Source organism: Caulobacter segnis (assembly GCF_023935105.1).
Lineage (GTDB): Bacteria > Pseudomonadota > Alphaproteobacteria > Caulobacterales > Caulobacteraceae > Caulobacter > Caulobacter segnis_B.
Window position 1 is genome coordinate 4,177,264 of the sequence record NZ_CP096040.1, and the last position, 21,727, is coordinate 4,198,990.

The 21,727-nt window shown below is 69.1% G+C and carries 17 protein-coding genes, 1 tRNA gene and 1 pseudogene; 9 read left to right on the plus strand and 10 right to left on the minus strand.

The genetic code is table 11. The features are described from left to right. Positions 1-37: 37 nt before the first annotated feature. From MZV50_RS19535 to MZV50_RS19555, 5 genes are all read right to left on the minus strand, one after another. On the minus strand, positions 38-856 hold the full coding sequence (locus MZV50_RS19535) for a MetQ/NlpA family ABC transporter substrate-binding protein (protein ID WP_252630940.1): 819 nt from the start codon (positions 854-856) through the stop codon (positions 38-40). A gap of 143 nt (positions 857-999) precedes the next feature. Then, entirely contained in the window at positions 1,000-1,344 is a 345-nt protein-coding gene (locus MZV50_RS19540) for a hypothetical protein (protein WP_252630941.1), read from the minus strand. Then, positions 1,341-1,994 carry a methionine ABC transporter permease gene (locus MZV50_RS19545; RefSeq protein ID WP_252630942.1) on the minus strand — a complete coding sequence of 218 codons (654 nt, stop codon included), beginning with the start codon at positions 1,992-1,994 and terminating at the stop codon, positions 1,341-1,343. The genes MZV50_RS19540 and MZV50_RS19545 overlap by 4 nt, the downstream gene beginning before the upstream one ends. Continuing rightward, a complete protein-coding gene (locus MZV50_RS19550) occupies positions 1,994-3,004 on the minus strand; it encodes a methionine ABC transporter ATP-binding protein (RefSeq protein ID WP_252630943.1) in 1,011 nt (336 codons plus the stop codon). Before MZV50_RS19550 ends, MZV50_RS19545 begins: the two co-directional genes overlap by 1 nt. 70 nt (positions 3,005-3,074) lie before the next feature. Then, the gene (locus MZV50_RS19555; protein ID WP_252630944.1) at positions 3,075-4,364 is read right to left on the minus strand and encodes a Xaa-Pro dipeptidase; all 1,290 of its coding nucleotides are present in this window, start codon (positions 4,362-4,364) and stop codon (positions 3,075-3,077) included. A 253-nt stretch (positions 4,365-4,617) separates the two neighbouring features. Between MZV50_RS19555 and MZV50_RS19560 the strand changes: the two genes are divergently transcribed. Next, entirely contained in the window at positions 4,618-5,139 is a 522-nt protein-coding gene (locus tag MZV50_RS19560; protein WP_252630945.1) for a hypothetical protein, read from the plus strand. Between the two features lie 63 nt (positions 5,140-5,202). On the opposite strand, the gene MZV50_RS19565 is transcribed toward MZV50_RS19560, so the two are convergent. Further along, positions 5,203-6,798: a tannase/feruloyl esterase family alpha/beta hydrolase gene (locus tag MZV50_RS19565; RefSeq protein ID WP_252630946.1), complete on the minus strand. Its 1,596-nt coding sequence runs from the start codon at positions 6,796-6,798 to the stop codon at positions 5,203-5,205. Next, entirely contained in the window at positions 6,795-8,219 is a 1,425-nt protein-coding gene (locus MZV50_RS19570) for an MFS transporter (protein WP_252630947.1), read from the minus strand. Before MZV50_RS19570 ends, MZV50_RS19565 begins: the two co-directional genes overlap by 4 nt. Positions 8,220-8,311: 92 nt before the next feature. Between MZV50_RS19570 and MZV50_RS19575 the strand changes: the two genes are divergently transcribed. Further along, complete coding sequence (locus MZV50_RS19575) at positions 8,312-10,261, plus strand: glycoside hydrolase family 5 protein (protein ID WP_252630948.1); 1,950 nt, start codon at positions 8,312-8,314, stop codon at positions 10,259-10,261. Between the two features lie 131 nt (positions 10,262-10,392). Here the strand turns inward: MZV50_RS19575 and MZV50_RS19580 are convergent, their stop codons facing one another. Further along, positions 10,393-12,639, minus strand: a complete 2,247-nt coding sequence (locus tag MZV50_RS19580) for a TonB-dependent receptor (protein WP_252630949.1) — start codon at positions 12,637-12,639, stop codon at positions 10,393-10,395. Between the two features lie 32 nt (positions 12,640-12,671). Continuing rightward, on the minus strand, positions 12,672-14,234 hold the full coding sequence (locus MZV50_RS19585; RefSeq protein ID WP_252630950.1) for a carboxylesterase/lipase family protein: 1,563 nt from the start codon (positions 14,232-14,234) through the stop codon (positions 12,672-12,674). A 184-nt stretch (positions 14,235-14,418) separates the two neighbouring features. Here MZV50_RS19585 and MZV50_RS19590 point away from each other — a divergent pair, with 184 nt between their 5' ends. From MZV50_RS19590 to MZV50_RS19610, 5 genes are all read left to right on the plus strand, one after another. Beyond that, complete coding sequence (locus tag MZV50_RS19590) at positions 14,419-15,030, plus strand: TetR/AcrR family transcriptional regulator (RefSeq protein WP_252630951.1); 612 nt, start codon at positions 14,419-14,421, stop codon at positions 15,028-15,030. A gap of 95 nt (positions 15,031-15,125) precedes the next feature. Continuing rightward, positions 15,126-15,518 (plus strand): hypothetical protein, encoded by a 393-nt coding sequence (locus tag MZV50_RS19595; protein WP_252630952.1) that lies wholly within the window; start codon positions 15,126-15,128, stop codon positions 15,516-15,518. 7 nt (positions 15,519-15,525) lie between these two features. After that, on the plus strand, positions 15,526-18,741 hold the full coding sequence (locus MZV50_RS19600; RefSeq protein WP_252630953.1) for an alpha-L-rhamnosidase: 3,216 nt from the start codon (positions 15,526-15,528) through the stop codon (positions 18,739-18,741). 31 nt (positions 18,742-18,772) lie between these two features. Further along, positions 18,773-18,857: transfer RNA gene (locus MZV50_RS19605), tRNA-Leu, on the plus strand. 204 nt (positions 18,858-19,061) lie between these two features. Beyond that, positions 19,062-19,460, plus strand: a complete 399-nt coding sequence (locus MZV50_RS19610; protein WP_252630954.1) for a helix-turn-helix domain-containing protein — start codon at positions 19,062-19,064, stop codon at positions 19,458-19,460. Between the two features lie 192 nt (positions 19,461-19,652). Here the strand turns inward: MZV50_RS19610 and MZV50_RS19615 are convergent. Next, a pseudogene (locus MZV50_RS19615) lies at positions 19,653-20,431 on the minus strand (competence/damage-inducible protein A). A gap of 51 nt (positions 20,432-20,482) precedes the next feature. On the opposite strand from MZV50_RS19615, the gene sfsA reads away from it, so the two are divergent. Both sfsA and MZV50_RS19625 read left to right on the plus strand, forming a co-directional pair. Continuing rightward, a complete protein-coding gene (sfsA, locus tag MZV50_RS19620) occupies positions 20,483-21,202 on the plus strand; it encodes a DNA/RNA nuclease SfsA (protein WP_252630955.1) in 720 nt (239 codons plus the stop codon). A gap of 58 nt (positions 21,203-21,260) precedes the next feature. Continuing rightward, positions 21,261-21,647 carry a hypothetical protein gene (locus MZV50_RS19625; RefSeq protein WP_252630956.1) on the plus strand — a complete coding sequence of 129 codons (387 nt, stop codon included), beginning with the start codon at positions 21,261-21,263 and terminating at the stop codon, positions 21,645-21,647. Positions 21,648-21,727 lie beyond the last annotated feature (80 nt).

Sequence of the window (21,727 nt, forward strand, 5' to 3'; positions counted from 1 at the left end):
GGCGGCCCCCCTCTCCCGCAAGGGGAGAGGGAAATCCCTAGAACGCCGGGACCACCGCGCCGGCGTACTTCTTCTCGATGAACGCCTTGACCTCCGGCGTGGTCAGGGCCGCCTCCAGCTTCTTGACGCGCGGGTCGTCCTTGTTGTCCGCCCGGCCGACCAGATAGTTCACGTACGGGCTGGTCTTGTCCTCGATGACTAGGGCGTCCTTGGCCGGGTTCAGCTTGGCGTCGAGGGCGTAGTTGGTGTTGATCACCGCCAGGTCGACCTGGTTCAGCACGCGCGGCAGGGCCGGCGCCTCCAGCTCCTTGAACTTCAGGTTCTTGGGGTTGCTGGTGATGTCCTTGACGGTCGACAGGGCGTTGCTGGGGTCCTTGAGGCCGATGACGCCGTTCTTGGCCAGCAGGATCAGCGCGCGGCCCTCGGTGCTGCCGTCGTTGGGGATGGCCACCGTGGCGCCGTTCGGCACCTCGCCGATGGTCTTCCACTTGGCCGAATAGGCGCCGATCGGCTCGACGTGGACGCCCAGCAGCGGGATCAGGGCCGTGCCCTTCTGGCGGTTGAAGTCCTCCAGATAGGGCAGCGTCTGGAAGTAGTTCACGTCGATGCGCTTCTCGGCGACCTGGGTGTTGGGCTGGACGTAGTCGTTGAAGACCTTGATCTCCAGCTTCAGCCCCTCGGCGGCCAGCTTCGGCTTGATGAACTCCAGGACTTCGGCGTGTGGGATCGCGGTCGCGGCGATGGTCAGGGTGTCGGGCGCGCTAGCCTTGGGCTCCTTGGGACCGCAGGCGGCCAAGGTCAGGGCGGCGAGGCCGAGAACGAGAATAGCGCGGCGGGCGACCATGAACGGCTCCATAAGGCGATCGAACGGGTAGGCTTTTGCCCGGTTAGCGCCCCCGGAGGAAATCAGATTTCCTGGGGAGAGGTCGAGAAGAGTCCGAACTTCGCCCGCGCCCCAACCCGCCCTTCCTAGGCCTTGCGCCTGGAGGCGAAGAAGGCTTACGCGTCGTCGTTGGCCGCATCCGGAACGTCCGGCAGGCCGTGGATGATCCAGTTGGCCACGAAGTCGGGCTTCTCGCCCTCGAGGGTGGTCACGCCCGGCTCGGCAGGCTCGATGGCCGAGGTCTGGGGCGGCAGGGTGTAGGTGTCGCCGTCGTGCTCGCCCAGGAGGTCCAGCACGATGCCCTCGTCCTCGGTCGCGTCGATGACCACGCCGAAGAACTGCTGGCGCTCGCTCACCTCGCCGTCGTCATCGAGGAAGGTCAGGTTCATCAGCAGGGTCTTGCCCAGCAGGGTCTTGGCGAAGGCGGCGTCCCAGTGGCGATCTTCGTTCTCGTCGGTCATTTGTGAGACACCTTTCGCACCACCGTGTCGCCGATCATCTGCAGCACCTGCACCAGCACCAGCATCAGGACGACGGTGACGATCATCACGTCGGTCTGGAAGCGCTGGTAGCCGAAGCGGATGGCGAGGTCCCCGAGGCCGCCGGCCCCGACCACGCCGGCCATGGCAGTGTAGGAGACCAGGGCGATGGCGGTCACCGTCGCCGCGGCGATCAGGCCCGGCAGGGCCTCAGGCAGCAGCGCGCCCAGCACCACCTGACGCCGCTTGGCGCCCATGGCGAAGCTGGCCTCGATCACGCCCTTGTCGACCTCGCGCAGGGCGGTCTCGACCAGGCGGGCGAAGAACGGCGCGGCGCCCGCCACCAGCGGCGGGATGGCGCCGGCCACGCCCAGCGAGGTGCCGACCAGGGCCACGGTCAGCGGGATCATCACGATCAGCAGGATCACGAACGGCACCGAGCGCAGCACGTTGACCAGCAGAGACAGCGCGCCGTTGGCCAGGCGGTTCTCGAGCATTTGGCCCTTGCCGGTCAGGAACAGGATCACGCCCAGCGGCAAGCCCAGCAGGACGGTCAGGACCATCGATCCACCCAGCATCGCCAGGGTGTCGAGCGTGGCCTGGCCGATTTCGCTCCAGTCTATGTTTTCCATCACCGGCCCTCCCCTGCCCCATGGGGTGCGCCGAGATCATCGACGCGGACGTCGGCCGCCTGGAACTGGGCGATGGCGGCGTTCACGTCGCCGCCGGTCAGGGCCAGGGTCAGCTGGCCGTAAGGCGTCTCGCGCAGGCGGTGGATGCGGCCGCCCAGGATCGAATAGTCGACGCCGGTGGCGCGGGCGACCTCGCCCAGCACCGGCTTGTAGGTCGCCTCGCCCTTGAAGGTCAGGCGCACGACGCGGCCCTCGAAGCCCGGCGCGCTGGCCACTTCGCCATCCGCCTCGCTGACGAAGCGGCGGGCGGTGTCGCTGGCCGGATGCAGGAAGACGTCCTCCACCGGCCCCTCCTCGACCACGCGGCCGGCCTCCAGCACGGCGACGCGGTCGCAGACGCGGCGAACCACGTCCATCTCATGGGTGATCAGCACGATGGTCAGGCCCAGCTCGCGGTTCAGGCCCGAGACGAGGTCCAGGATCTGCTCGGTCGTCTCGGGGTCGAGGGCGCTGGTGGCCTCGTCGCACAGCAGGATCTTGGGGCCGGTGGCCAGGGCGCGGGCGATGCCCACCCGCTGCTTCTGGCCGCCCGACAGCTGGGCCGGATACTTGGCCGCGTGATCGGAGAGGCCGACGCGCGCCAGCAGCTCGGCCGTGCGCGCCTTAACCTCGGAGGCGGGTCGGCCGGCCAACTTCAGCGGGAAGGCGACGTTCTGGGCGACCGTCTTGCCCGACAAGAGGTTGAAGTGCTGGAAGATCATCCCTACCCGCCGACGCAGGGCCCGCAGGCCCTCAACGCCCAGGGCCGCCACGTCGTCGCCGTCCACCACCACCCGACCGCCGGTCGGGGTTTCGAGCCCGTTGATCAGCCGGATCAGGGTCGACTTGCCCGCGCCCGAGGCGCCGATCACGCCGAACACCTCGCCGGCCTTCACCGATAGGGTGACCTCGCTCAGGGCGGCATGCGCGCCGGCGGCATAGGTCTTGGAAACGGCCTCGAAGGCGATCACGTCGAAGGTCCTGTGAAGGGGGAGCGCTGCATCTAGGCGCTCCGCGCCCGATAGTCGAGACCGGCGCGCCCTAAGGCTGCTTCACCACGTCGCCGCCCTTCATCACGAACACCGGCCTCTCCAGAGTCGTCACGTCGGCCAGCGGGTCGCCCGCCACCGCGATGATGTCGCCATAGCGGCCGACGGCGACTTGGCCGACGTCCTTGGACTGGCCCAGGGCCTCGGCGGCGGTGATCGTCGCGGTCTGGATCGCCTGCAGCGGCGTGGCCCCATAGCGGACCATGATCGCGAACTGCTTGGCGTTGTCGCCGTGCGGATAGACCCCGGCGTCGGTGCCGTAGATCATCTTCACCCCGGCTTTCAGCGCCTTCTTGAAGTTCTGGCGCTGGATCTCGCCGATGTCGCGGTCCTTGCGCAGATTGTCTTCCAGCACGCCGTTCTTCTTGCCCTCGGCCTGGGTGTAGTCGGTGTTGTAGATGTCCATCGAGAAGTAGGTCCCGTGCTGGACCGCCAGCTTGATGCCCTCGTCGTCGACCAGGCTGGCGTGCTCGATGGTGTCGATGCCGGCCTTGATGGCCTCGCGGATGCCCGCCGCGCCGTGGGCGTGGGCGGCGACCTTCAGCCCGGCCATGTGGGCCTCGTCGGCCACGGCGTGCATCTCGTCATAGGTCAGCTGCTGCTGGCCCGGCTCGTCACCGCGCGAGAACACCCCGCCGGTCGCGCAGATCTTGATCACCTGCGCGCCGTACTTCTTCAGCGTCCGGACGACCTTCCGCGCCTCGTCCGGGCTGTCGATGTTGTAGGGGCCCTTCTGGTCCATCGATGGCGGGAAGAAGGTCGAGTCACAGTGGCCACCGGTCGCGCCGATCGCCCAGGTCGCCGTGACCACGCGCGGCCCGACCACATAGCCGGCGTCGATCGCCTCGCGCAGACCCACATCGTCGAAGTCGGCCGACCCGACATTGCGGATGGTGGTGAAGCCGGCGTCCAGAGTCTTCCTGGCGTTGGCCACCTGGACCACGCTCCAGAAGCGGTCGCTGTACTGCAGGCTGTTATAGCCGCCCACCTCGGCCAGGCCGTCGATGTGGGTGTGCATGTCGATCAGGCCCGGCAGCAGGGTCGCGCCCGGCAGGTCGACGAGCTTTGCGCCGGCCGGGACCGCGTCGCCCTTCTTGCCGATGCTGGTGATGCGGCCATCGGTGACGATCACCAGCGGGTTGTCGACATATTTGCCCGTCGCCACGTCCAGCAGCCGGGCGGCGCTGACGGCCTCCACCTGCGCCGCGCTGGCCGCGCTGGTCGCCGACACACCGGCCAGCAAACCCGCGGCCAGAACCGCGGCCTTGAATCCCTCACCCATCGATCGTCCCCGTCCAAAGATTGAGCACGGCGACGCTAGCACGGCGCGGCTCAGCGTCGAGCGTCCGTTGGCGGGTTGGAACGGAGTCTGCGTGGCCGCTACGCAACAGGCCAAGCGCCACAACAAGCTTCGCCACACAATTGTTGAACGGTCGAGGAACCGACACAGCATAACTTCGCTAATTCTCCAGTTTCCCCCCGAGTAACTTGACCATTAACTAAACTACTCGATCAAAATCTATGGAGAGTTAGACATGCTGAATAGCAAAGCTATTCTCGTGACGGCGGCGTTTGGCCTCGCGATTGGCGGCGCCTCGTCGGCCCTGGCCCGCAGCGACGCTCAAACCAACTCGGACAAGGCCCAGTACGAACTGGCGCAAGGCAACTACTGGCTGGCCACCAATCTGCAAAAGCGCGTGGTCGCCGAGGCCCCGACGGTGGTGAACCGCTTCAACCTGGCCACCGCCTATCAGCAGACCGGCCGCCTGAACACGGCCAAGTCCTACTACCAAGCCCTGGCTACCGAGGGCGAAGGCGTGGGCATGGAGCAAGGCTGGCGCAGCCGCAACTTCGACGTCGGCATGACCTCGGCCGACCGCCTGCTTTATATCGACTGGCTGCAGAACGGCGCGACGCGCCGCGGCGGCGCCGTGGCCGCGACCGAAGCGGCCTCGAACGTTTCGGCCACGGTCGGCGGCGCCGGCAATGGTGACGCCGAGGTCACGGACGAACAGGCCCGCGCCCTGGATCGCCAGGCCCGCGCGGCGATCCGCTAACGAACCCTACGGTCCGTCCTCGACCCTGATCGCCTCACGGCCGCAGGGTCGAGGACGACGGCTTTAGCGCTCGGCGACCTGGCAGCTGAAGCTGGTCGCGACATCGGTGGAGCCCCTGCCATCCCATTGCGCCACCTTGGGATAGGCGCACAGGGGCCGGGTCCGCACCGTCTTGGCGGGCATGCCCAGCAGGTCGGCGTAGTCGTTGTCCAGCTTGGACGCGATCACCGTGTCGGGCGCCCGGCCACCCTCGACCCAGGCATCCAATGTCGCCAGCATGTCGAAGCTGTTGGGACCCGGACCGCCGAAGCAGTGCGACATGCCTGGGACCATGAACAGGCGCGAGAAGCTGTCGACCGACTTCACGCCCATCCTGGCGCGCACCGCGTCATAGTACTGGATCGTCGCCAGCGGCGTGATCGCCGCGTCGGACCAGCCGTGGAACAGGATCAGCTTGCCGCCCCGCGCCTTGAAGGCCGAGAGGTCGGGATTGTCCGAGGCCACGGTCGGTTCGATCGCCTTGGCGGCCTTGAGGTCCTTGTCGAGGTTCAGCTGGGTCAGCTGCCAGCGGGTGTTGGAATAGACAAAGTTGGCGAAGAACGAGCGCGCGAACGACGGGTGCTGGGCCTTGTCGCCGGTGATCCACAACGGCCAGGCGCCGGGCGTAGCCTCGCCGCCAGCCGGATAGCCGGGCAGGATCGACCTGCCCCTGGCGTCACGCGGGCCCTGGTACAGCTTGCGCAGCCCCGCGACCTGAGCCGGGGTCAGGCATTCCTTGGTCTGCCCCTCCTTGCACTGAACGACGCCGGGGTCGAAGCGGCAGCGGCGCGGATCCTCGACCACGCCGTCGGCGACGCCGTCCAGCTGGTCGCACTGAGCTAGGGCCGCCTTCTGGACGATGGCCAGGCTGGCGTCAGGGATGCGGCTTTCCGGGACCTCGTGCACGGCCTTCCACGACCAGGCGAAGCTGCCCATCAGCCGTGTCCAGGCGTTGGCCGGCGCGCCGGCCACGACGCCGTCGAAGTCGCCCGGATAGCGCTGGACCTCCATCAACGCCTCGCGGCCGCCGTCCGAGCAACCGGTAAAATAGGCGCGGCGCGGGCCCTTGCCATAGTGGGCGGCGATCAGGGCCTTGGCGAAGACGGCGGTCTCGTGGTTGGCGCGATGGCCCCAGTCGGCGATCTTCTCGGGCTGGTTCAGGGCCCAATCGGCCGAGCCGCCGGCCCCGTCCTCGGTATGGCCCATGTCGGTCCCGGCCACGGCATAGCCGGCCTTGACCGCCGGGCGCATGGCCAGGCGCGGCCCGCCGAGCGTGCCGCCGTAGCCGCCGTTGCCGGTGGCCATCAGCTTGCCGTTCCAGGCGGCCTCGGCCGGCAACCAGACCTCGACCCGGATCGACGAGGCGGGGGTCGGCGACAGGGTGGCGTTGACCCGGCAATAGGCGGCCGCGGCGGGCAGAGGCGGTATGCCGAACACCTCGATCTCCTGCGGCGCGCCGATCGCCATCGCCTTGACGGCGGTGATCCTGGCGCCGGCGATCTGGACCTTGGCCAGGTCGTCGCAGGGCGTGGCGGCGTGGGCCTGCCCCGCCAGGGCCAGAGCGCCCGTGAGGGCCAGGGGAGCGGCCAGATGAGCGGCCAAATGGACGGAACGCGTCATTGAATCACCGTTTCCTGGAGCGACAGCTTGGTGGGGGCGACGGGCGCGTCGGCCGAGCGGGCGGCGATCTCGGCCACCATCCGTTCGTGCGAGGCGCGGGTGATGGGATAGAGGGCGATCAGCCCGGCCGAGACCAGGCCGCCGGCCAGCGGGATCCAGAACATCATCGCCTTGATGCCGGCCAAGGTCTCCGGAGTCTGGGCCGCGTTAGGCGCGTAACCGACGTGGGTCAGGGCGATCCCCAGGAACCCAGCGCCCAGGCCCAGGGCCGCTTTCTGGCCCAGCACGACCAGGCCGAAGACCATCGACTCGGTGCGCACGCCCGTACGCCATTCGCCGTACTCGACGGTGTCGGGCAGCATGCCCCAGAAGCAGACCACGTAGGAGGCCAGGCCCATGGCCTGCAGCACCACGGCGGCGAACAGCAGCACCACGCCCTGGCCGTCGGCCAGATGCCACAGCACCAGGCCCGCCAGGCCCGGGACCGCGCCGATCAGCCAGGTCGCGCGCTTGCCCGCCAGGCGGACCACGACCGCGAAGGCCGGCACGCAGATCGCCGCCGTCAGGGCGCCGATGGCCAAGGCCACGCTGCCCAGTTTGGCGTCGCCGACCACATACTTGAAATAGTAGAGCAGGTTCTTGGAGAACATCGTGCCCGAGAAGGCGCTCAGCACCACCGCCCCCAGCACCAGCATCAGGGCGCGGTTGGCGGCCAGGCTGCGCAGCACGTCGCGCAGCGGGCGCGGCGGCGGGGCCTCGTCCTCGGCCACGTCCAGCCCGCGCGCGGCCCAGGCCACGGCCAGCAGGCAGAAGGCGGCGATAACGCCATAGACCGCGGCCAGGATCAGCCAGCCTCGGCGCGGCGCCTCGGGTGTCGAGAGGGCCTGGGCCACGGGCAGGGTCAGGGCGGCCACCGCGATGGCCGCCAGGGTCCCGAACACCATCCGCACACCGGCCATGTCGCCCCGCTGGGCGCTGTCGCGGGTGATGCGGGCGAACAGCGCCGCGTAGGGGATCGAGACCACCGCGTAGAGGGTGCGGAACAGCAGGTGGGCGATCGCGGCGAACACCACCGCCCCGGCGCCGGGCCAGACCGGTCCGGCGAACACCGACACGAACCCGAGCGCCAGCGGCGCTCCACCCAAAAGCAAATAGGGCCGGTAGCGGCCCATCCGCGTGCGGGTCCGATCGACCACCACACCCAGCACCGGATCCAGCGCCGCGTCCCAGATCAGGGCCGCCATGTAGATGAAGCCGGCCGTCGCCGCCGGCAGGTCCAGCACGTCGGTATAGAAGAACAGCAGGTAGAGCCCGGCCGTCTGCCAATACAGGTTGAAGCCGAAATCGCCGATGCCGATGGCCGCCTTCCGGACAGCCGTCAGCCTGGGCGCATCGCCCCCCGCAACGCTTGGATTTCCCAACTCCGCCTCCCCGTTCGGGGCTGGACCAACCGGCGCGCCCCGTTTATTCACCACTTGTATAACGAAAATCACCATGCCTCCGGGGGAGTGGAATGTCAAAGCCGTCGATCGATGTTCGTGGAAGCCGGTTCGTCGATGCGCACGGACGCCACGCGATCCTGCGCGGGGTCAATCTGGGCGGCGACTGCAAGGTCCCCTGGCCCGACGGCGGCACCGATCGGCCCAGCGACTTTTCCGACCACCGCGTGGTCAGTTTCGTGGGCCGACCCTTCCCGCTGGAGGAGGCCGACGCGCATCTCGCCCGGATCGCCCGCTGGGGCTTCAACACCCTGCGCCTGCTGACCACCTGGGAGGCGGTCGAGCACGCAGGGCCGGGCCAGTACGACGAGGACTATCTCGACTATTTCGCCGCCGTCGTGGAACGCGCCCAGTCTCACGGCCTATTCGTCTTCGTCGACTTCCACCAGGATGTCTGGAGCCGGATGAGCGGCGGCGACGGCGCGCCCGGCTGGGTGTTCGAGGCCCTGGGTCTGGACTTCACCAAGTTCGACGCCGCCGACGCCGCGCACGTCATGCAGCACCGCTACGACTACGCCCGCGAGGAACGGCGCCAGGAAGACCGCTATCCGATGATGAGCTGGGCCAGCAACTACCGGCTGGCGGCCAACGGCATTGCCTGGAGCGCCTTCTTCGCCGGCGAGATCCTGACCCCCGACTGGATCGTCGAGGGCCGCAACGTCCAACGCTTCCTGCAGGACCACTATCTGGGGGCCATGGCCGCCGTGGCCCGCCGGGTGGCGCACCTGGACAACGTCATCGGCTTCGACACCTTCAACGAGCCCGGCCTGGGCTGGGTCGGCCTGCCGATGAGCCAGCCGCGTCTGAAGGCCACGCCCGAGGATCCCTTGCCCGTCTGGCCCGGCCCAGCCTGGACGCCGCTGGACGGCCTGCGCGCCGCGCGCGGCCGCACCGTCGAGGTCGCCACCCTGGGCTGGAGCGACGAACGCGGCATGTTGCGCGTGCTGGGCCACGAGACGGCCAATACGGCGGGCGTCTCGATCTGGCGCGACGATGGCCCCGACCCCTTCGAACAAGCCGGCGCCTGGCGCTTCGATCCGGGCGGCGACCTAGTGCTGGACGAGGATTTCTTCCGCGGTCGCGACGGCCAGCCGATCGACCACGAGAACCAGTGCATGGGCCCGTTCTTCGCGCGGGTGGCCGAAACTGTCCGCGCCGTGCGGCCGGACTGGCTGCTGTTCGCCGAGCTGTGCCCCTATCTGATCGGCACCGGACGGATGTTCCCCGACGCCATGCCCGAGCGCAGCGTCAACGCCAGCCACTGGTACGACATCGACATCCTGCGCAAGAAGCGCTTCGACCCCGACCTGCCCCCCGACCCGCTGAAGGCCAAGTACTTCAACCAGATGGCCTATATCGCCTGGCTGGGGAGCAAGTTCGGCGACGACGGCGCGCCGACCCTGATCGGTGAATTCGGCATCCCCTACGACCTCAATCACGGCGAGGCGTTCGAGGCCTGGGCGCGGGGCGAACGCGGCGAAGGCGTCTGGACTGCCCACGCCCAGTCCCTTTCGCTGATGTACGACGCCCTGGACGCTCTGAAGCTGTCCTCGACCCAGTGGAACTACACCGCCAGCAACCGCAACGACCTGCGGATCGGCGACGGCTGGAACCAGGAGGACCTGTCGATCTTCTCGCCCGACCAGGTCGATGGCCCAGCGCCGAACGATCCCGACGCCGGGGCCCGCGCCCTGCTGGGCTTCTGCCGCCCCTACGCGCCGCTGACCCAGGGCGTCGTCACGACGATGCGCTACGCCGACGAACGCTTCGAACTGGAACTGGAGGCCGATCCGACGATCGTCGCGCCGACCGAGATCTACGTCCCGGAGGCGCGCTTTCCGAACGGCGCGATCGTGCGCCTGTCTCAGGCCGCCGCCCGCTGGACCCACGATCGCGCCGCCCAGAAGGTGCTGGTCTGGGCCGCCGAGGCCGGGCCGCTGTCGGTCGTCATCGAGCCGGCCTGAGCGCAAGAAAAAGAGGCCGGAGAGCCTGCGCTCTCCGGCCTTTGGCAGCGTCGGGCGTTCGGGACAAGATCACACCCGTCGCATCGCGAAGGCCCGGCGCGGGAGAGCCGGCGCCGGACCTCGCGATCTGGTCAGTAGCGCAGGTTCAGGGTCACGCCGTAGCGCCGGAAGGCGTCGCCAGTCAGGACCTGGCTGTAGTCGCCCTTGCCGCCGAACGGGGTGGTGAACAGGGCGCTGGGGAAGCGTTTGTCGGTGAGGTTCTTGCCCCACACGGCCAGGCGCCAGCGGTCGTTCTCGGCGCCGATGCCGACCGTCCCGCCCAGGATGCCGTAGCTCTTGATCGCGGTGTTGGGATCGCCCGTGGCCGAGGCGTTGTAGCCGTCGCGCCAGCCGTAGTCGGCCGAGGCGTTGACCTGCAGGCCGTGGCCAATCGAGCGCTCGTAGACCGCCGCCAGGCTGGTCTTCCACTTCGACACGCCGCTCAGCGCCTTGCCCGAGGCGTTGAAGCCGTACAGCCCCGGCGCGATCAGCACGCAGCCCGAGGGCGTCGTCACCGGGTCGCACGAGATCGGCGCGAAGGTCCCGTACTGGGCGTCGATATAGGCCGCCGAAGCGGTGACTAGCAGGCCCGGCGCCAGGACGGCCGTCAGGTCGCCCTCGATCCCCTTGGTCTTCAGCTCGCCGGCGTTGATCGTCCGGAAGGCCGGCGGGGTCAGGGTGAAGTCGACAGTCTGGGCCTGGTAGTCCTCGAACTTGGTCGAGAAGGCCGCCAGGTTCAGCATCGCCAGGCCGCCCAGCAGGGTGGTCTTGACGCCCAGCTCGTAGCTGGTCGGGATCTCGGGACCGACCGCCTGGCTGGTCGTGGCGTTGGAAACCCCCGTCTGGTTGAAGCCCGGCCCCTTGTAGCCGCGCGACACCGTCGCATAGCCCATGGTCCGCTGCGCCAGCTGGTACTGGACGCCGACCTTCCACGAAAAATTGGTGTGATTGGCGGTGTCGTCGAAGGTCACCGTCGGGTTGATCCCGAAGAAGCCCGGCCGGGTGAACTGGCGGAAGTCCAGGCTGACCTTGTCGCGGGTCAGGCGGGCGCCGCCGATCAGGGCCAGCTTGTCGGTCAGCTGGTAGCTGGCCTGGCCGAACACCGCGTAGCTCTCGGTGTCCACCAGGCTGTTGATCGTCGAGTTGATGATCGGAACAGGTGAAACGCCGAACGTGCCGGTCTGGTCGGTCACCTGGTTGGTCTTCTGGCGGTAGTAGTAGAGACCCGCCACGTACTCCAGCTTGCCGCCCGTCGGCGAGGCCAGGCGTAGCTCCTGGCTGACCTGGCGCAGGTCCTGGTTGGAGATGTTGTTGTTGAGGATATTGACCGGCAGACTGTCGGAGTCGCCGTTGCTGAAGTCGAAGTCACGCCGTCCGGCGCTGATCGAGGTCAGGGTCAGGCCGCCCGGTAGGCTCCAGTCGACCTGGGCCGAGAAGCCGTAGTTCTCGCGGTTCTTGTACTGGGCCCCGTCGATACAGAGGTCGGCGTTGTCGGGCGAGGCCTTCACCCCGCAGGCCGCCAGGGTCAGACCCATGACGCCCGTCGGGTTCAGCTTGTACGGCGACCAGGTGATCGACTGATCCTGCTTGGCATAGTCGGCGGTGATCAGGACCTCGACCGTGTCCGAGGGCCGCCACAGCAGCTTGGCCCGCGTTCCCCACTCGTCGTTGCCGTTGAACCGTCGGCCGTCCTTCTTGTTGGTCAGCACGCCGTCCAGCTCGTTGACGAACGCCCCGACGCGCAGGGCGGCCTTGTCGCCCAGCGGCAGGTTCACCGTGACGTCGGACTTGTTGTAGCCGTCCTGGCCGGCGTTGATGTTGGTGATCGCCTCCAGGCGGCCGATCTTTGGCGCGTTGGTGGTGATGCTGACCAGACCCGCCGAGGCGTTCTTGCCGAACAGCATGCCTTGCGGCCCGCGCAGGATCTCGACCCGGGCCACGTCGTAGAAGCTGCCCAGCGCCATCTCGGGCCGGCCCAGCACCACGCCGTCCAGCACGGTCGACACCGTCGGCTCGATCGAGGTCGAGAAGGTCGAGGTGCCGACGCCGCGCACCGACACGCCGAATGAAGTGGCCTCGAAGCTGGGCACGACCAGTTTCAGCTGGTCGATGTTGCCGATGTTGCGCCGCTGCAGGTCGGCCTCGCCGACCACGCTGACCGCGACCGGCACCTCCTGCAGCTTCTCCTCGCGCTTCTGGGCGGTGACGACCACCTCGGTGATCATCATCGCCTCGCCAGCCTTGGTGTCCTGGGCCTTGGTCTCCTGCGCCAGGGCCTGTCCGGCCGACAGGGCGCCGATCGAGGCCCCCAGCGCCAATACCGTCTTCAACTGCTTCATCGGATCCCCTCCCTTTGTTGTTGTTCGATATCTCAGCGCGCCTGGGCGTCCCGCAGGGCTCCCAGGGCGCGGATGCGGTCGGGCGTCGCCGCCAGGGCCGCGCCGTCGTTGGTCACGGTCATCCGCTGGTCGCTCGCCGGATCGTAGCGGGCCCAGCCCGGATCGCCGGTCCTGGCGAAGGCGGCCCAGGCGTCGGCCCAGCGCTTGGCCGCGGCCTGGTCGGCGGCGGTCGGCGCGTCCTTTAGCTTGCCCAGGGTGTCGAACGCGAAGCCCAGATCGCCGGAGTGCGGCGTTCCGCGCCAGTCCTTGCGCTTGGCCTCGAGCACATAGCCAAAGCTGTAGGTCCACACCGGCTGGCCGCCCTTGGCCGCCAGCCCGGCCAGGGCGTGGGCCGGCTCGACGAAGGTGGCGTCGCTGGGCAGGTCGTTGTTCAGCGCGCCCTTGCCTCCATAGATCGCCAGCAGCCGGTCCTCGGGCAGACCCAGCTGGGCGATGGTCTTGCCGGCGAACATGCCCTTCAGAAAGCCGGGGATGATGCCCAGCTCGTCGCTGTTGGCCCCGATCAGCAGCGGAACCTTAGCCTGGCGCCCGGCCGCGAAGCCCTCGACCGCCGAGCCCGTCACCAGGCGGCCGTCGACCACCGGGCCGGAGAAGGTCGCCTCCTCCATGTTCAGCAGGTCCAGCTTGCCCAGCAGCTTGGCGGCCGGCAGCGCGCGCAGATCGGCGGCCGTGGCGTTCTTCAGCCCGGCCTTGTCGGCGAAGGCGACGCCGATGGCCTCGGCCGAGACCTTGCCCGGCCGGTCGGCGGCCAGCAGGGGCCAGACGTCGCGGCCGCCGCCCGACTGGGCGATGGCCTGCTGGAACAGGCCGCGCGCCTGCGGGATCAGCATCAGCTGGGTCACCGAACCACCGCCGGCCGACTGGCCGAAGATCGTCACCCGGTTGGGGTCTCCGCCCAGCGCCGCGATATTGGCCTTCACCCAGGCCAACGCCGCGATCTGGTCCATGTAGCCGTAATTGGCCTTGGGCTCGTCGGGATGCTCGGCGTCGAGGGCCGGATGGGCGAAGAAGCCGAAGCGGCCCAGGCGATAGTTGAAGGTCACCACCACGACGCCGCGCCGGGCCAGGGCCGCACCGTCGAACACCGACTGGCTGCCCGAGCCCATCACGTAGCCGCCGCCGTGGATCCAGACCATGACCGGCGCGCGCTTGGCATCGGCGGGCGCCCAGACGTTCAGGGTCAGGCAGTCCTCGCTGACCGGCAGCTTGGTCTGGGTGTCGTCCCAGCCCACGCGGTTCTGCATGCAGTCGGGCCCGAAGACCTGGGCGTCGCGCACGCCGGTCCAGGGCTTGGCCGGTTGCGGCGGCCGCCAGCGCAGATCACCGACGGGCGCCTGCGCATAGGGCGCGCCCTTGAAGATCCGCACCCCGTCCTCGACATAGCCGCGCAGCGTCCCGCCGGTGACCGTCGCCTCGACCGGCGTCAGCGGCGCCGTCGACGCGGCGGTCTGGCCCTGCGCGCGGCAAGCAGCCAGGCACAGGGCGGCGGCCACGACTGGCGAAAGACGTCTTGCGGTTCGGCTCAAATCGAGCATCGGCGTTTCCTTCAGGCTCTGTCGGCCCGTCCCAATGGTTACGTTATGCAGTTGCATAATGAAATGTCGAGACTGATTCACCGATTGGTGAACCAATTTCCTTTCCGGCGCGACTGTTGCTAGTCTCACGCGCTTCGGCCCCGGCCTCTTCGACGAATCCGGCCTTTTCTAAAGGGATCCCCATTTGAACCTCCGCGCGCGTCAGAAGGCCGCCACCCAGGCCAGCATCCTCCAGGCGGCCTTGGAGATCTTCTCCGAACAAGGATTCGAGGGGGCCTCGACGCGCGAGATCGCCGCCAAGGCCGGCGTCCATCACGCGCTGATCAAGTATCACTTCGACAACAAGGACGCCCTTTGGCGCTCGGCCGTGACCTTCCTGTTCCAGCGCCAGGCGCGGGAGCTGCAGCTGCCTGCTCCGGACGATCCGGCCTATCAGTCGTATCGCGACTTCGCCAAGGCGGTGATCCGCTCGGTGGTGCTGTACTCGGCTCGTCATCCTGAGCACGCACGCCTGATGGTCCAGGAGAGCGTGCGCGACAGCGAGCGTTTCCGCTGGGCCGCCGAGGAATTCATCGTCGAGGCCCGCAAGGCCGCCGAGAGCTTCATCCTGCTGTGTCAGCGCGAGGGCATCCTGCCCAAGGTGTCGGTGGCGGCCAGCGTCTACATCTTCGTCGGCGCGGCCCAGCTGTTCTACACCCTGGCGCCCGAGGTGCGGCAGGTCTGGGGCCTGGATCCGTCCGACCCTGAGGTGATCGAGCAGCACGCCGAGGCGCTTTCGGCGATCCTGGTTCGCTGATCCCTCTCGACTTTCATTATGCAGTTGCATAACGTGAACGACGATAACCCACGCGGCCAGTAGCGGCGAAAGCGGCGGGAACGGGGAGTGTGATGATGAAGCGTATGATGACGCGCGTGCTGATGGCGGCCACCCTTTGCGCGGCGCCGTTGGGCATGGCCCAGGCCCAAGTCCAGGCCCAGCAGGCCGCGCCGGCCCAGCCCTACTACACGCTGGACACCAAGATCGCCGACATCTTCGCCGATCCCAACGCCCGCGACGTCTTCGGCGCATTCTTCCGCAAGCGCGGCGAGGCGGCCGGCCAGCCCGAGGCCTCGCCCGAGGAACAGGCCAACATCGCCCAAGTGATCAAGAACTTCACCCCGCGCCAGCTGGCGACCTTCCCGCAAGCCAATCTCGACGAGGAAGGGCTGAAGACGCTGGGCGAGGCCCTGGCCAAGGTGCCGGCCCCGGCCGCGACGGCGACGCCCGCACCCGCCGCGAACTGATCCCGCCATGACCGGTCCCACCCGGCGTGACGCTCTTTCCGGAGCGGCGGCCCTGGCGGCGTGCCTGACGGCCGGCTCGGCCCGCGCGGCGACAGCCCTCACTGCGCCGGAACGGCTGACCAGCGAGCACGCCGCCGGGCCGATCGGGCTGGAGGCGGCCCGTCCGCGCCTGGCCTGGACCCCGCCCGTCGCGCGGCAGAGCGCCTGGCGGGTGCAGGTCGCAGCCTCCGAGGCCGATCTGCTGGCCGGGCGCCTGACCTGGGACAGCGGCAAGGTCGCCGACGCAACGGCGGTCGAGGCCGTCTATGCCGGTCCTCCCCTGCCCGCACGCGCCCGGCGGGTCTGGCGCGTGCGGCTTTGGGACGGCGATGGCCGCCCCGGCGCCTGGAGCGCGCCGGCCGGCTTCGAGATGGGTTTGCTGGCGCCGCGGGACTGGGGCGAGGCCGCCTGGATCGGCCGCCACCTCGCGCCGCCGCGCGGCTGGGCCGATCTGACCCTGGCGGTCGACTTCACGCTGAAGGGCCGGTTCTTCGACGTCCTGTTCCGGGCCCGCCCCGAGGGCAAGACCTATGGCGAGGCCTACACCCTGCGGGTCGGCATGGTGGACGACGTCCCGTCCCTGATGTTGCAGGTCCGGCAATATCCCGGCGGCGCGAGCCCGCAGGTCAAGCTGAAGCGCCTGCAGGTCTGGCCGCTGGCGGCGGACCTGAAGGGCCAGCGTCGCAGGCTGACCATCGAGGCGCGCGGGACCGCGCTGCGCTTCAGCCTGGACGGCGTCCTGATCGGGGCGCTGGACGACGCCACGCAGGCCGAAGGCACGATCGGCTTCCTGGCTCCCGAGGCCGAGGCCGCCGTCATCCACGCCGTGACGCTGCGGGCGCCCGATCGCCCCGGCTTCGAGAGCCGCTTCGAGGACGGCGACAATCCCCTGACCGGCGGCGACGTCGGCCAGGACGGCCTGTTCCTAGCCTCGGGCGTGCCCGGCAAGGACCTGGTCGTCCCCCTGGCCCATCCCGCGCCCCTGCTGCGCCGCGCCTTCGCGGTGAAGGGCGACATCGTTCGCGCCCGCCTCCATGTCGCCGCCGGCGGCTTCGCGACAGTCAGCCTAAACGGCGCGCCCGTCGGCCAGAGCGCCCTCGCTACGGGCTGGACAGCCTACGACAAGCGCGTGCTCTACCAGACCCACGACGTCACCGTCCTGCTGAAGGCCGGCGACAACGTCCTGACCGCCGAGCTGGCGCGCGGCTGGTACGGGATCACCGAACCCAACGAGTGGTACTTCCACAAGGCCCCCTGGACCGCCGAGCCGGTGCTGAAGGCGCGGCTGGAAATCATCCTGGCCGATGGGTCGACCCAGGCGCTGACCACCGACGGCACCTGGCGCGCCGCCGACGGGCCCTGCCTGTGGGACTCGATCTACGCCGGCGAACGCCGCGACGCCCGGCGCGAGCCCACGGGCTGGCGCGAGCCCGGCTTCGACGACCACGCCTGGGATGCGGCCGTCGTGGCCAAGGGTCCGGCGGGCCGCCTGGTCGCCGCCATCCACGAACCGATCGCGCCGGTCGCAAGGCATGCGGCGATCTCGGTCAAGGAAGTCCGCTCCGGCGTCTGGGTGTTCGACTTCGGCCGCATCCGCACCGGCGTTCCCGAGCTGTCGGTCACCGGTACCGCCGGCCGCACCGTCTCGATGGTCCTGGCCGAGAAGCCGCGCAAGGACGGCGGGATCCAGGTCGCCAGCGGCCTGATCGACGCCCAGCTGATGACCTGGCGCTACACCCTGGCGGGCCGGGGCCGCGAGACCTGGCGCCCGGCCTTCGGCTATGGCGGCTTTCGCTACGTGCAGGTCACCGGCCTGGACGGGACGCCGTCCCTCGACACGATCACGGCGGTCGAGATCCACTCGAACGTCGCCAGGATCGGCCGGTTCGAGTGCGCCGACCCGTTGGTCAACACCATCCATGACGCCGCGCGCCAGGGCCTGCTGAACAATCTGCACGCGGCCCAGACCGACACGCCCAGCCTCGAGAAGAACGGCTGGACCGGCGACGCCCAGGCTTCGTCGGCCGCCGCCGCCGTGAACTTCGACGTCGTCCGCACCTGGGAGAAGTGGCTGGGCGACTTCGTCGACGCCCAGGCGGCCAGCGGCGAGCTGCCCGAGATCGTCCCCTCGACGCCCTATTACGGGTTCGAGAACACACCGGGCTGGAACTACGTCTGGGGCCCCACCCCGGCCTGGGACGTCGCCGCCTTCGTCCTGCCCGAGGAACTGGCCCTGCGGTTCGGCGCGCGCGCCGCCGAGCCGGTCCGCGCCCTGCAAAGACGCCTGGCCGATTACACCGCCCGGTTCCTGCAGGCGCCCGACTATCGCTACGATCACGGCCTCGGCGAATACGCCGCCGCCGGGCCGACCGGCCCGGTCGACGCGACCTCGACCGCCTATGTCTTCCACATGCTGAAGGCGACGGGCCAGGCCGCGCTGGCCGCCAAGGTCCGCGCCGCCTACAACGCCCGCTACTGGGACGGGGCCGGTCGCCGCTATGTCGCTCCGCCCGAGGGCGGCAAGCCCGCGCCGTACTGCCAGACCATGAACGTGCTGCCCGTGGCCTTGGGCCTGGTTCCGGACGGCCAGGCGCAAGCGGTGATCGACGGCCTGGCCGCCGACATCGCCGCCAAGGGTCACAGGCTGGACGTCGGGGTCTACGCCCTGCGCTATCTGCCCCTGCTGCTCAGCGACCACGGCCACGGCGAGACGGCCTGGAAGGTCGTCACCCGCACCGACGAGCCCAGTTGGGGCTTCTGGCTGAAGAACGACATCCGCAGCATGCCCGAGGGCTGGGGCCTGGGCTCGCGGTCATGGAACCATCACTACTTCGCCTCGATCAGCAGCTGGTTCTACGAAGGCCTGGCGGGTCTTCGGCCAGCGGCGCCGGGCTATGCCCGCCTGCGCGTGCGGCCGGTCATGCCGAACGGTCTGGGAAGCGCCGGCGCTTCCCAGCGGACGCCGCGCGGCGAAGCCAGTTCGCGCTGGGTCCGACGGGCCGATGGCGGCGTCACGCTGACGGTCGGCGTCCCGGGGGCCTGCGAGGCGGAGATCTGGCTGCCGAACGGCGGACGCCGCCTGGCCCATCCGCCGCCGGGCGCCCTCTGGCGCGGCCCCCGCGACGGCCACGCCGTCTATCGCGTCGGCCCGGGATCCTGGACCTTCGAGATCGCGGCCTTGTGACCCCGCCCGGAAACGCCTACGTCAGCCGCATGGGGACGTGGCGGAATCGGTAGACGCGCCGGACTTAAAATCCGTTGGAGCAATCCGTGTGGGTTCGAGTCCCACCGTCCCTACCATCCGAACCGACGCCGCGATCCACCCTTGACGGTAGGCGTCGCCGGACTTCCCGTCATTCGGGAATAGACATTCCGCGCAGGAATAAACGTTTCTCGGCGCATCGACTCCCGCCAGGATCACGCCGCGTCGCGCAGGGCGAACACCGTTCTCGCGCGGCGGCTCGATGAGCTACCTCCCCACCCGCTGCGTTCGAGTATCTGACCATGGCCGAAGACAAGACCCCTGATCCCGTCGACATCCACGTGGGTCGCCGCCTGCGCATGCGCCGCAAGGATCTGGGCTATTCCCAACAAGCCCTGGCCGACGCCCTGGGCCTGACCTTTCAGCAGGTGCAGAAGTACGAGGGCGGCAGCAACCGCATCAGCGCCAGCAAGCTGCACGCCACGGCCATGTTCCTGAAGACGCCGATCGGCTTCTTCTTCGAGGGCCTGGACGATCCGGAAGGCGAGGACTCCACCGCCGCCGACCTGGCCAACGAGATGGCCGACTTCTGGTCGCTGCCCGGCGCCCCCGACCTGGCCCGCGCGTTCACGACCATCCAGTCGACCGGCATGCGCAAGCACCTGGTCGACCTGGCGCGCGCGGTGGCGGGCGAAGAATAGGGTTCAGCTAAACCCGTATTGCCTCCCTAGGCCTTGTGCCTAGGGCCCAGGTTTCCGCTGGCTAGACTAGACGTCGAACGCGCCCATGCTGGCGGCTTTCACCCTGCAAGGCCCAGCCTGGCCGGCGATGGGTCCTGGGCACAGGGCCCAGGAAAGCGATGATCTGAAACGCTTCTAAAGCGGGAAGCCAATCTAAACCGGATCCGCCAGCAGCTCGATATTGGCGGCCCCCGCCTCGGCCAGGGCCGAGATCAGCTCGCCGACGGCCGCGTCCAGCTCGGCGGCGTCGCGGCCGCGCAGCACCAGGTTGGCGCCGTAGACGTCCGGTGGGCTGAAGAACGGATAGCTGCCCAGCGACATGTCCGGATGGACCTTGGCCACCGCTTCCAGCGGCGCGGCGATCGTGCCCTCGCCCGTGCCCGTGACGCGGACAGTCTTGCTCAACACCACCGCGCCGGTGCGCAGGCGGGGACCGACGTCCTCCAGCATGCCGCGCATGATCGCCGGCACGCCCGCCAGGACGAAGACGTTGTCCTTCTGGAAGCCGGGGGGCCCTGCACCGGGTTCTTCACCAGGCTGCCGCCTTCCGGCACGTGGGCCATGCGGCGGCGGGCGGCGTTCGGCTCGCCCCAGCGCTCGCGCAGCATGGCCATGATCTCGGGATGCTCCGGCGCGGTGACGCCGAAGGCCTTGGCGATCGAGTCGGCGGTGATGTCGTCGTGGGTCGGCCCGATGCCGCCGGTGGTGATGACGTAGTCGTAGCGGGTCCGCAGCGCATTGACCGCGTCGACGATCTCTTCCTCGATGTCGGGCACCACGCGCGCTTCGCACAGGTCGACGCCGTAGGTCGCCAGGTACTTGGCGATGGCCGACAGGTTCACATCCTGGGTCCGGCCCGACAGGATCTCGTCGCCGATGATCATCACGGCGGCCGTGACGCGCTCGCCGGTCCCACTTTGGGTGGTCGTCATCCGCTGGATCCCTTATGTCGCTTCGGTCTTCACCTCCGACTTAGGCCCCGTATGCTGCTCCCGCAACCGCTGATCCACGGCCGGCTGGTCAGCCGCTACAAGCGCTTCTTCGCCGACCTGGTGCTGGACGACGGGCGCGAGATCACCGCCCACTGCCCCAACCCCGGCGCCATGCTGGGCGTCAAGGATCCCGGCCAGGGCGCCTGGGTGTCGTGGTCGGACGATCCCAAGCGCAAGCTGCCCTGGACCCTGCAGTGCGTCGAGCAGGGCAACGCCCTCGTCGGTATCAACACCCTGCTGCCCAACCGGCTGGTGGCCGAGGCCCTGGCCCAGGACGCGATCCCCGAACTGGCCGGCTACCAGACCATCCGGCCGGAGGTGAAGTACGCCGAGGCCAGCCGCGTCGACTTCCTGCTGAGCCATCCCGACCGCCCGCCCTGCTGGCTGGAGGTCAAGAACTGTCACTTCAGCCGCGCCCCGGGCCTGGCCGAATTCCCCGACTGCAAGGCCGAGCGCTCGACCCGGCATCTCGGCGACCTCGCCGCCCAGGTGGCGCTCGGCCACCGCGCCGTCGTGCTGTTCGTCGTCCAGCGCGAGGACTGCGAGACCTTCAGCGCCTGCGCCGACCTGGACCCGAAGTTCGCCGCTGGCCTGGACGCGGCGGCCCGGGCGGGGGTGGAGGTGCTCGTCTATGCCTGTGCGATGAGCACGGAGACGGTTCGGATCGATCGCCGCATCCTGTGGACCAACGCTCACCTAACAGCGATTTAAGCTGCAATCGTCGCGCCTTCGGTTACCCATTCGCCCGGCTCGCGGATGAGGGGATCGCATGAGAAGGACCGTCCTGGCGCTGACCGCACTGGCGCTGGTCTTGTCCGGCTGTGGGCGCACGGATCCCAGCAAGCCTGAGGGCGGCATGATGCTGGGCCTGCGAGCGATCTTCGCGTTCAAGGCCTGCACCGGCGAGCTGGAGGAGCGTTTCGGCCTGGTGAAGGTCGCGGGCATCACCTCGAACGACATGAACCCCATACAGGTGGGCCCGCCCGGCAACTGGGACGTGACGTTCACCGCCGACGTCACCGAAAAGCCCACCGGGCGGGTCACCCGCTACAAGGGCGTCTGCCACGTGCGGCGCGACCGGCCGACCTCGCTGGACGCGACCTTCCTCAAGGAAATCCGCCCCGGCGAGGGCGTCGTGCGACGGATAACCCCATAGAGAGGCGCGCCGAAAAGCGGTCAGGGGTTGAAATCCGTGCTAGGATCGCGAGATACGCCCCTTCCGCCTGAGATCGCCGC